Origin of the sequence: Sphaerisporangium dianthi, from assembly GCF_042654065.1 — a bacterium.
Lineage (GTDB): Bacteria > Actinomycetota > Actinomycetes > Streptosporangiales > Streptosporangiaceae > Sphaerisporangium > Sphaerisporangium dianthi.
This window is the reverse complement of the sequence record NZ_JBHSFP010000100.1, coordinates 1-1,046: the sequence shown is the minus strand read 5'-3', so window position 1 is coordinate 1,046 and position 1,046 is coordinate 1. Positions and strand designations below refer to the sequence as shown.

The 1,046-nt window shown below is 67.9% G+C and carries 1 protein-coding gene; it reads left to right on the top strand.

Annotated elements, in window-relative coordinates; genetic code table 11:
- Nucleotides 1-1,046 (top strand): methionine adenosyltransferase (gene metK / locus ACFO60_RS40765; RefSeq protein WP_380852899.1); only part of this gene is annotated, 1,046 nt, incomplete at both ends.

The window sequence follows — 1,046 nt, the reverse complement described above, 5'->3', positions numbered from 1 at the left end:
TCCGAGTCGGTCACCGAGGGTCACCCGGACAAGATCGCCGACCAGATCAGCGACGCCATCCTCGACGCCATGCTCAAGGGCGACCCCACGAGCCGGGTCGCGGTCGAGACGATGATCACTACGGGTCAGGTCCATGTCGCCGGTGAGGTGACGACGGAGACCTATGTCGATATTCCGGGTCTGATCCGGGAGAAGATCCTGGAGATCGGGTACGACGCTTCGCACAAGGGCTTCGACGGGGCCTCGTGCGGGGTGTCGGTGTCGATCGGCGCGCAGTCGCCCGACATCGCCCAGGGTGTCGATGACGCCTATGAGGCCCGTGAGGGTGAGGGCGTCGACGATCTGGACCGTCAGGGTGCCGGTGACCAGGGGCTGATGTTCGGGTACGCCACGCGCGAGACCCCTGAGCTGATGCCGTTGCCGATCACGCTGGCGCACCGCATGGCGCGGCGGCTGTCGGAGGTGCGCAAGAACGGCACCGTTCCCTACCTGCGTCCCGACGGCAAGACCCAGGTCACCATCGAGTACGACGGCGACCGTCCCGTCCGCCTGGACACCGTCGTCGTCTCCACCCAGCACGCTCCCGAGATCGACCTCAAGGAGATGCTGGCGCCCGACATCAAAGAGCACGTCGTCGAGCCGGTGCTCGCCGACCTCGGCATCGAGACCGAGGGCTACCGCCTGCTGGTGAACCCGACCGGCCGGTTCGAGATCGGCGGTCCGATGGGTGACGCGGGGCTGACCGGCCGCAAGATCATCGTGGACACCTACGGTGGCATGGCGCGGCACGGTGGCGGCGCGTTCTCCGGCAAGGACCCCTCCAAGGTCGACCGGTCGGCGGCGTACGCGATGCGGTGGGTGGCCAAGAACGTGGTGGCGGCCGGGCTGGCCGACCGGGCCGAGGTGCAGGTGGCCTACGCGATCGGCAAGGCGCAGCCGGTGGGGGTCTTCGTGGAGACCTTCGGCACCGAGAAGATCGACGTGGCGAAGATCCAGGACGCGATTCTGCGGGTGTTCGACCTGCGTCCGGCGGCGATCATCCGTGA